This is a genomic window from Streptomyces sp. NRRL F-5122, assembly GCF_001507435.1.
In the GTDB taxonomy this organism is placed as follows: domain Bacteria; phylum Actinomycetota; class Actinomycetes; order Streptomycetales; family Streptomycetaceae; genus Streptomyces; species Streptomyces lannensis.
This window is the reverse complement of record NZ_LMWH01000286.1, coordinates 18,156-27,029: the sequence shown is the minus strand read 5'-3', so window position 1 is coordinate 27,029 and position 8,874 is coordinate 18,156. Positions and strand designations below refer to the sequence as shown.

Below are 8,874 nucleotides of genomic sequence, written 5' to 3'. Positions count from 1 at the left end.
GGCGTGCTGCTTCTCCACGGCACGCTCCGAGCCGGCATGCGTCGCCTCCTGCACACGGCGCTGCAGGTCCGCGAGCTTGCCCGCGGTCGTGTGAATGTCTATGTCGCTCACTGGTGACTCGCTTCTCGAAGTGTGCGCTTTTCCGGTGGGACAGAACCGTGGAGATCCATCGATGCCGTTGGGCCCGCTACTGGACGCGGACCCGTCGCCTCGGATCAGAAGGTGTCGACGGGGACGTACACACCCCACACGTCGCGCAGGGCGTGGGAGACCTCGCCGACCGTGGCGCGAAGTCGCAGGGCCTCGCGCATCGGGATCAGGACGTTGCCGGTGCTTCCTGCCGCCGCGCGCAGGGCGTCGAGGGCCCGCTCGACGCCGTCGTTGTCGCGCTCGCGGCGCAGGGCCTCGAGCCGTTCGCACTGGTCGATCTCGATCTGTGGGTCGACCCGCAGCGGCTCGTAGGGCTCCTCCTCGTCGAGAACGAACTTGTTGACCCCGACGACGGTGCGTTCCTGGTTGTCGATCTCCAGCGCGATCCGGTACGCGGACTTCTCGATCTCGGACTTCTGAAAGCCCTGCTCGATCGCGGCGACGGCGCCGCCCCGGTCCTCGACGGCCCGGATCAGTTCCAGAGCCGCCGCCTCGATGTCGTCGGTCATCGACTCCATCACGTAGGAACCCGCGAAGGGGTCGACGGTGCTGGTCACGTCGGTCTCGTAGGCGATGACCTGCTGGGTGCGCAGGGCGAGTCGCGCCGCCTTCTGGGTCGGCAGGGCGATGGCCTCGTCGTAGGAGTTGGTGTGCAGGGACTGCGTCCCGCCGAGCACCGCCCCCAGGCCCTGGAGGGCGACCCGGACGAGGTTGACCTCGGGCTGCTGCGCGGTCAACTGCACGCCGGCGGTCTGGGTGTGGAAGCGCAGCATCTGAGATTTGGGGTTCTTCGCCTTGAACTCGTCGCGCATGATGCGGGCCCAGATCCGCCGGGCGGCGCGGAATTTCGCGATCTCCTCGAGGAGCGTGGTGCGCGCGACGAAGAAGAACGACAGCCGGGGCGCGAAGTCGTCGACGTCCAGGCCCGCGGCGATCGCGGTGCGCACGTACTCCTTGGCGTTGGCGAGGGTGAAGGCGATCTCCTGAACGGGCGTGGCCCCTGCCTCGGCCATGTGGTATCCGGAGATGGAGATCGTGTTCCAGCGGGGGATCTCAGTGCGGCAGTAGCCGAAGATGTCGCTGATCAGCCGTAGTGACTGCTTCGGTGGATAGATGTAGGTGCCGCGGGCGATGTACTCCTTCAGTACGTCGTTCTGGATCGTGCCGGTCAGCTGATGCCCGGCGATGCCCTGCTCGGCGGCGACCAACTGGTACAGCAGGAGGAGCGTCGACGCGGGTGCGTTGATCGTCATCGACGTCGACACCTTGTCCATGGGCAGCCCGTGGAACAGGGTCCGCATGTCCTCGATCGAGTCGATCGCCACGCCGACCTTGCCGACCTCTCCCCGGGCGATGGCCTCGTCGGAGTCGTAGCCCATCTGCGTCGGAAGGTCGAAGGCCACGCTCAGGCCGCCAGTGCCGGCGCTCACCAGTTCGTGGTAGCGCTCGTTGGACTCCTTCGCCGTGCCGAACCCGGCGTACTGGCGCATCGTCCACGGTCGGCCGGTGTACATCGACGGATAGACACCGCGGGTGAACGGGTACCGCCCCGGCGTCCCCAGCTTGGCCTCCGCGTCGAAGCCCTCCAGCGCGGAGCCGTCGTAGAGCGGCTGGATCGGCAGCCCGGACTCGCCATGCGTCACGGAACCCACGCCGGACCTCCTTCGGTACTCGATATCGATTCGACGGTACTCAGTACCATCTTCCGGGGCAAGTGGTCTCCATGGACCGAGACGGGGAAGGATGATCACTCATGAGCAAGCCAGCCGCGCGGACCCGACTCGCAGACGCCGCCTTCGCGCTCTTCGACGAGTTCGGATACGAGCAGACCACCGTGGATGACATCGCGGAGCGGGCCGGAGTGGGACGTACGACGTTCTTCCGGCACTACCGGTCGAAGGAAGACGTCATCTTCCCGGACCACGACCGGCTGCTCGTGCTGATCAGGGAGCGGCTGGCGACCTCCAGCCACAGCACCGCCCTGGTCGCGGTGTCCGACGCGGTGCGGCTCGTTCTGCTGCACTATCTGGACGAAGGAGATCTGGCGCGTCGGCGGTACGCGCTCACGAGCAAGGTGGCGGCGCTCCGCGACCGGGAGATCGCCAGTGTGGCCCGCTATCAGCGGTTGTTCCGTGAATTCATCGCGGAGTGGATGGGGGACCCGACGGAGTCGGCGTCGCTCAGGGCCGAACTCATGGCGGCGGCGGTCGTCGCCGCCCACAATCATGTGCTGCGCCGATGGCTCCGGGGCGAGTCGTCCGATCCGATCGCGGAGGTCGATGACGCGATGCGCGAGGTGCTCGCCCTTTTTCCGGCATCCCAGTCCTTCGGGGAAACCGGCGGTGGAGGCACCACCGTCGTCGCGTTCCGTACGGAACAGGACCTCGAAGTGTTGCTGCCCTCGCTGCGGCGCCTCATCGAGGGCGGAGCCGAGCAGTGAAGCCCGGTCGATGGCGGACGGTGCCCGTCCGGCGATCTTGACCGGGCAGCCCGGCAGGCGTTGAGGGTCATTCTGTGTCGACGGCGATCGCGCGGTGGCACCCGCCGATGCGTGTGCGGTCACCGGCCCGGGTCACGGATGGCCGGCCGGCGGGATCTCCCGTGCCTACGGGCCCGCTCACCGCGATGCCGCTCCTGGGCGTCGAGGTGAGCGGGCCCCGTCGGCGCGGGACTCCTGTGTCAGGCGAGGCCGATGGCCGTGCGCGTGTCGCCGTTGGCCTCTTCGAGACGCCGGGCGGCCTCCTCTGCCGTGCAGCGGGCGAGGAGCATGACGATGGCGGTCTTGGCGTGGCCGCCCGCCGCCCGCAGGGCCTCGGCGGCGCTGTCGGGGTCGGTGCCGGTGGCCTGTACGACCATGCGGCGGGCACGATCGACGAGCTTGTCGTTGCTGGCCTTCACATCGACCATGAGGTTCCCGTAGACCTTGCCCAGGCGGACCATCGACGCGGTCGAGAGCATGTTGCAGACCATCTTCTCGGCGGTGCCGGCCTTGAGACGGGTCGACCCCGTGAGGATCTCGGGTCCGGTGGGGACCTCGATCGGGATGTCGGCGTAGCGGCTGATGACCGCGTCGCGGTTGCAGGCGATCGACACCGTCATGGCGCCCTTGGCGGCCGCGTGCTTGAGGCCGCCGACGACGTACGGGGTGCGTCCGCTGGCGGCGAGTCCGACGACGGTGTCCCGGTCGTTCACGCCGATCTCGTCGAGGTCGGTGACCGCCCTCGTGGGTTCGTCCTCGGCTCCCTCGACCGCCACGACGAACGCGCCGGGGCCCCCCGAGAGCAGGCCCACGACCTGCTCGGGGGAGGTGCCGAAGGTGGGCGGGCACTCGACGGCGTCGAGCAGGCCGATCCGGCCGCTGGTACCGGCGCCTATGTAGATCAGACGTCCGCCCCGTCGCAGAGAGTCGGTGATCGCCTCGACCGCGGCCCCGATCTCCTGGAGCGCGTCACGTACCGCGAGGGCGACGGTCTGGTCCTCGGCGTTCATGACCGAGAGCAGTTCGGTGACCGGCATGCGGTCCAGATCGGCGGTCCGCTCGTTGCGGGTCTCGGTGCCGAGTGTGCCGAGTGTGCTGAGGTCCACGGCGCGGTCGTCCTTTCAGGGGTGGTGCTCAGGGTGCTGCTGGAGGGGGGTGGGGGAGGGCCGGTGGTCAGTCGCCGGACGGTGTCTGGCGCGGCGACTGCCGGCGCTTTCGGCGCTGGACGGCCCCATAGGTCTTCTCGAGGGCCACGGTCGTGGCGTCGAAGGAACGCTGGGCGACGCCTACGAACAGGCAGTCGATGACAGCGAGCTGGGCGATGCGGCTGACGGTCGCCCCGGAACGGAAGGGGGTCTCCCGGGCGCAGGTCGTCAGCACGAGGTCCGCGTTCGCCGCGAGGGTGGAGCGCGCGACGTTGGTGAGGGCGATCGTGGTGGCGCCGCGTTCGGCGGCGGCCTGGAGGGGCTCGACGGTGTCCTCGGTCTCGCCGGAGTGGGAGATGGCCAGGGCGACGTCGCCCGGCCCGAGGAGGGCGGCCGCGGTGAGGGCTGCGTGCCGGTCGGTCCAGATGAACGCGATATGGCCGATGCGGTGCAGCTTCTGGTGGAGGTCCTGGCCGACGAACGCGCTGGCGCCCACGCCGAATATGTCGATCCGCCGTGCTCCCGCCAGGGCGTCCACCGCGCGGCCCAGCACCTCGATGTCCAGTTCCGCCCCGGAGTCCTCCAGGGCGCGTACCTCGTTGTAGATGATCTTGCCGACGATGTCGCCCAGGGTGTCGGTGGCGCTGATGTCGGTGCCGGGTGTCGGGCGCTCGCCGCCCACGGCGTGTTCATGGGCGGCGGCCGCCGCCAGTGCCAGGCGCAGCTGGGGGTAGTTGCCGAGCCCTATGGCACGGCAGAAGCGCATCACCGTGGCCACCGAGGTCTCGGCCTGCTTGCCGAGTGCGCTGATGGACAGTTCCGACGCCTGCGCGGGGTCGGCCAGGACGGCTTCGGCCACCCGCCGCTCCGACGGTGCCAGGGAGGGCAGGGCCGCGCGGATCCGGGCCAGGGTCGCGGCGGGCGAGGTGTCCTCCGCGGGCTGGGCGGTTCTGTGTGCTTCCTGGCGGGCCATGGGCCGTTCCCTCCTGAGTGGGTGGCGACACAGTAACCAGGGCGTACGTGGTGCGTCAAAAATTTACGTACTCAATTGCATGAGGTTACTTATTGACATACGGACGTCGACCTTCCGATACTCGCTGCACCGCGATCCGCGCCGGTCATCGGGCCTATGGCTGTCCCGTGACCGTTCGACGCGACGGATCCGTGAAGACACGAAGGCGTGCCGTTATGACAGCAGCAGTGGCGGTGGACCTGGGCAAAACCGGCTGCCGTGCCGTGCTGTGGAACGACGGCACCGGTCCCGCCCCGGACGTCCACGAGGTACCCGGGGCTCCCGGGCTCGCCGCCGACCACGGGGTGGAGCTGGCCCGTACCGCCGTGCGTGCCGCCGTCCTTCCGCTTCTGGAAGGGCAGCCGCAGCTCCGGCTCGCGGCGGTCTGCGTCGGCGCCGCAGGAGCGGCCGCAGCGCCCGAGGCCGCCCGTGAACTGGCCGGCCTGCTCCTCGAGGACCTGCCCGCGGACGAAGTGGCCGTCACGAGCGACGCCGTCACCGCTCACGCCGGTGCCCTCGGCGGCCGTACCGGTGTGGTGCTCGCCATCGGCACCGGCTCCGTCGCCATCGGTATCGGCGAGGACGGTTCGTACGCCCGCGTGGACGGCTGGGGTCCCTGGCTCGGCGACGAGGGCAGCGGCGCCTGGATCGGCGCTGCCGGACTGCGCGCAGCGCTTCGCGCCCACGACGGCCGCGGACCGGACACCGCGCTGCTGGCCGCCGCCGAGGCACGCTTCGGCGACCCCGACCGGCTGCCCTCGGCCCTCGGCCGGGACGGGAACCCAGCACGCACCGCCGCGACCTTCGCCCCGGACGTGGCCCGCGCCGCCGCCGCGGGTGACGCGGCGGCCTCGGCGGTCGTCCAGGACGCCGCCACCGCACTCGGCGAGGCCGTGTTCGCCGCCGCTCACCGAGTCGGCGGCGACGACGCCCTCCCCGTCACGATCACCGGTGGGCTGACCGGCCTAGGCGAACCGCTCCTCGGTCCGCTCCGGTCGGCGCTTGCCGGTTCTTCGCGCCCCCTCGAGATGAGGCCCCCGCTCGGGGACCCGCTGGACGGCGCACGCCTGCTGGCGCTGGATGCGTCGGCACCGCACGAACCCCACATCGCCCGCGTACGGCGGACGATGCCCCATCCCCCTGTCCCCTCCCCGCCGGTGACTCCGCCGGCCGATGTTTAGGAGTGAGCGTGCGCCAACTCGACCTCGTGGTGATCGTCGTCTACTTGGTGGCGATCGCCTGGATCGGACTGCGCCTGGCCGGGCGACAGAAGTCCGCGAAGGACTACTTCGTCGGTGAAGGCCACATGCCGTGGTGGACGGTCTCGTTCTCCGTGGTGGCCACCGAGACCAGCGTGCTCACCGTCATCAGCGTGCCCGGCGGGGCGTACAGCGGGCAGGGCTTCGGCAACGTCGAACTGGCCCTCGGCTATGTGATCGGCCGTGTCGTCGTGGCCACTGTGCTGATCCCCCTGTACAAGCGTGGCGGCTTCGTCAGCGCCTACCAGTACCTGGGCAGCAGATTCGGGCTCAAACTGCAGGGCCTGGCCTCGTTGACGTTCGTCTTCACCCGGCTCCTCGCCGAGGGCGTCCGGCTCTTCGCCTCCGCGATCCCGATCAAGCTGCTGCTCGACGAGTTCGGCGTGCACGCCGGTTACCGCCTCATCATCATCGTGCTCACGGTGATCACCGTGATCTACACCTACCTCGGCGGCATCAAGGCGGTCATCTGGACCGACGCCATCCAGATGGGCCTGTACCTGGGCGGCGCGATCCTCGCCATCGCGGTGCTCTCCGGCCACGTGGGCGGCGACGGCTTCTCCAGCGCCCTGCACTCGGGCCACTTCAAGCTCTTCGACACCAACTTCGACCTGGCGCACATCCTCACCAGCCCGTTCGCCCTGCCGACGGCGATCATCGGCGGTGCGATCTTCGCGATGGCGAGCCACGGTTCCGACCAGCTGATCGTCCAGCGCGTCCTGGCCACCCGCTCGCTGCGCGACGGCCAGAAGGCCATGATCGCCTCCGGTGTCTTCGTCACCCTCCAGTTCGCCGCCTTCTCCCTCGTCGGCGCCCTGCTGTGGTCGTACAACAAGGGCAAGGACTTCAAGGCGCTGGGCCTGGCCAGCTCGGACAACCTCTACCCGAACTTCATCCTGCACGGCCTGCCGGTGGTGATCTCGGGTCTGCTCGTGGCCGGCATCCTCGGCGCCGCGATGGGCTCGCTGTCCTCGGCGCTGAACTCCATGTCCAACTCGACGGTCGCCGACATCATCCACAGCTTCTTCCGCAGCACGCCCTCCGAGGAGTCGCTGCTGAAGCTCGCCCGGGTGATGACCCTGGTGTGGGCGGTCCTGATGGCGGTCTTCGCCTGCGCCTTCAGCACCAGCACCGGCAACGTCTATCTCACCGGTCTGACCATCGCGGGCTACACCTACGGCGCCCTGCTCGGCGCGTTCCTGCTCGGCAGACTCGTCCGGCGGGCCAACGAGATCGACTCCGTCGTGGCCTTCCTGGTGACGGTCGGCGTCATGACCTACATCGTGCGCGGTGTGAAGATCGACGTGACCGTGGCGGGTGCCACCGTACCCACGGCGATCGCCGCCCAGTGGCTCGTGCCGATCGGCGTGGTGATCACGCTGGTCGTCGGTGGTGTGATGAGCCTCTTCCACCGCGCCCCCGAGCCGGCCGAGCTCCCTGCCGCCGACGGCGAGTTGGGCCCCGACCGGGTCGCGGCCGCTGCCGGCCAGGAGTGACGACTCCTCCACCCCATCCGGTGCGGGGCCGCCACGGCGGCCCCGCACCCGCCCCGTTCCGACATTCCCAGGGAGAAGCCATGCCGCAGCAGCAGCCGACCCCGCCCGTGCGGCGGAATGTGCGCCGGGAGGCACCGTGCGTGTGATCGGCCTGATGTCGGGCACCTCGTACGACGCCATCGAGGCCGCCGCGGCGGACCTCACCCTGGACGGCGACACCCTGCTGCTGCGGCCTCTCGGACACCTCTCCGTGCCCTACCCGGACGACCTGCGGGCCCTGATCGCGGCCACGCTGCCCCCGGCCGCGACGACCATGCAGTCCGTCTGCGCACTGGACACCGGCGTCGGCCAGGCGTTCGCCGACGCCGCCGGCCGCGCTCTGCGCGAGCTCTGCGACGGCACTGCCGACCTCGTCGTCTCGCACGGACAGACCATGTACCACTGGGTCGAGGACGGCAGTGTCCGCGGCACGCTCCAGCTCGGCCAGCCCGCCTGGATCGCCGAGTCCACCGGCCTTCCCGTCGTCTCCGACCTGCGCAGCAGGGACGTCGCCGCGGGTGGGCAGGGAGCTCCGCTCGTCGGCATGACCGACACCCTGCTGCTGCGCGGCCTCCCCGGTACGCCGGCCGCGCTGAACCTCGGCGGCATCGCGAACGTCACCGTCCTCGCGCCGGGCGCCGAGCCGCTCGCCTTCGACACCGGCCCCGCGAACGCCCTGCTGGACGCGGCGATACGGCACTTCACCGACGGGGCCGCCGCCTACGACGAGGACGGCCGCAGGGCCGCCGCGGGCCGGACCAGCCCCGAACTCCTCCGGGTCCTCCTGGACGACCCCTATTACCGCAGGCCCGCCCCCAAGAGCACCGGCAAGGAGCACTTCCACCTGCCCTATCTCCAGCAGGCGCTGGAGAAGGTACCCACACCCGATCCCGACGACGTGCTGGCCACCCTGACCCGGCTCACCGCCGTCACCGTGGCCGATGCCTGCCGCGCCCACGGCGTGACCGAACTCGTCGTCTCCGGCGGCGGCGCCCGCAACCCCGCACTGATGCGCATGATCGCCGAGGAACTTCCCGGTGTGACCCTGCGCGCCAGCGACGAGCTGGGCATGCCGTCCGACGCCAAGGAGGCGCTGGCCTTCGCGGTGCTGGGCTTCCTCACGGCCAACGGGCTGCCCGGCACCCTTCCGTCGGGCACCGGGGCGCGCCGGGCCACACTGCTCGGCAGCGTCACCCCCGGCCTGGCACCGTTGCGTCTGCCCGACCCCGCGTCGCAGCCGCCGCGCCTGATGCGGATCACCGGATCCGCCCCCTCCGCCCACTGACACCGCAGT

Annotated in this window: 7 protein-coding genes; 4 read left to right on the top strand and 3 right to left on the bottom strand. The window is 70.3% G+C overall.

Going from position 1 to position 8,874, the window contains the following annotated elements; translation table 11 throughout:
* Positions 1 to 215: 215 nt before the first annotated feature.
* Positions 216 to 1,802 carry an acyl-CoA mutase large subunit family protein gene (locus ADL25_RS40770; protein WP_059132991.1) on the bottom strand — a complete coding sequence of 529 codons (1,587 nt, stop codon included), beginning with the start codon at positions 1,800 to 1,802 and terminating at the stop codon, positions 216 to 218.
* Between the two features lie 101 nt (positions 1,803 to 1,903).
* Here ADL25_RS40770 and ADL25_RS40765 point away from each other — a divergent pair, with 101 nt between their 5' ends.
* The gene (locus ADL25_RS40765) at positions 1,904 to 2,590 is read left to right on the top strand and encodes a TetR/AcrR family transcriptional regulator (RefSeq protein WP_059132990.1); all 687 of its coding nucleotides are present in this window, start codon (positions 1,904 to 1,906) and stop codon (positions 2,588 to 2,590) included.
* Positions 2,591 to 2,829: 239 nt separating this feature from the next.
* Here ADL25_RS40765 and murQ read toward each other — a convergent pair whose 3' ends face one another.
* Positions 2,830 to 3,735, bottom strand: a complete 906-nt coding sequence (gene murQ / locus ADL25_RS40760) for an N-acetylmuramic acid 6-phosphate etherase (protein WP_079050936.1) — start codon at positions 3,733 to 3,735, stop codon at positions 2,830 to 2,832.
* Between the two features lie 67 nt (positions 3,736 to 3,802).
* The gene (locus ADL25_RS40755; protein WP_059132989.1) at positions 3,803 to 4,747 is read right to left on the bottom strand and encodes a MurR/RpiR family transcriptional regulator; all 945 of its coding nucleotides are present in this window, start codon (positions 4,745 to 4,747) and stop codon (positions 3,803 to 3,805) included.
* A 215-nt stretch (positions 4,748 to 4,962) separates the two neighbouring features.
* Between ADL25_RS40755 and ADL25_RS40750 the strand changes: the two genes are divergently transcribed.
* From ADL25_RS40750 to ADL25_RS40740, 3 genes are all read left to right on the top strand, one after another.
* A complete protein-coding gene (locus ADL25_RS40750; RefSeq protein ID WP_059132988.1) occupies positions 4,963 to 5,967 on the top strand; it encodes an N-acetylglucosamine kinase in 1,005 nt (334 codons plus the stop codon).
* An 8-nt stretch (positions 5,968 to 5,975) separates the two neighbouring features.
* Positions 5,976 to 7,541: a sodium:solute symporter gene (locus ADL25_RS40745; RefSeq protein WP_059132987.1), complete on the top strand. Its 1,566-nt coding sequence runs from the start codon at positions 5,976 to 5,978 to the stop codon at positions 7,539 to 7,541.
* Positions 7,542 to 7,677: 136 nt separating this feature from the next.
* A complete protein-coding gene (locus ADL25_RS40740; protein ID WP_059132986.1) occupies positions 7,678 to 8,865 on the top strand; it encodes an anhydro-N-acetylmuramic acid kinase in 1,188 nt (395 codons plus the stop codon).
* Positions 8,866 to 8,874: the final 9 nt, after the last annotated feature.

Excerpts from the sequence above, each read along its gene's own strand:
- ADL25_RS40765 (WP_059132990.1), top strand. The coding sequence starts at position 1,904 with ATGAGCAAGCCAGCCGCGCGGACCCGACTCGCAGACGCCGCCTTCGCG.
- ADL25_RS40755 (WP_059132989.1), bottom strand. The coding sequence starts at position 4,747 with ATGGCCCGCCAGGAAGCACACAGAACCGCCCAGCCCGCGGAGGACACC.
- ADL25_RS40750 (WP_059132988.1), top strand. The coding sequence starts at position 4,963 with ATGACAGCAGCAGTGGCGGTGGACCTGGGCAAAACCGGCTGCCGTGCC.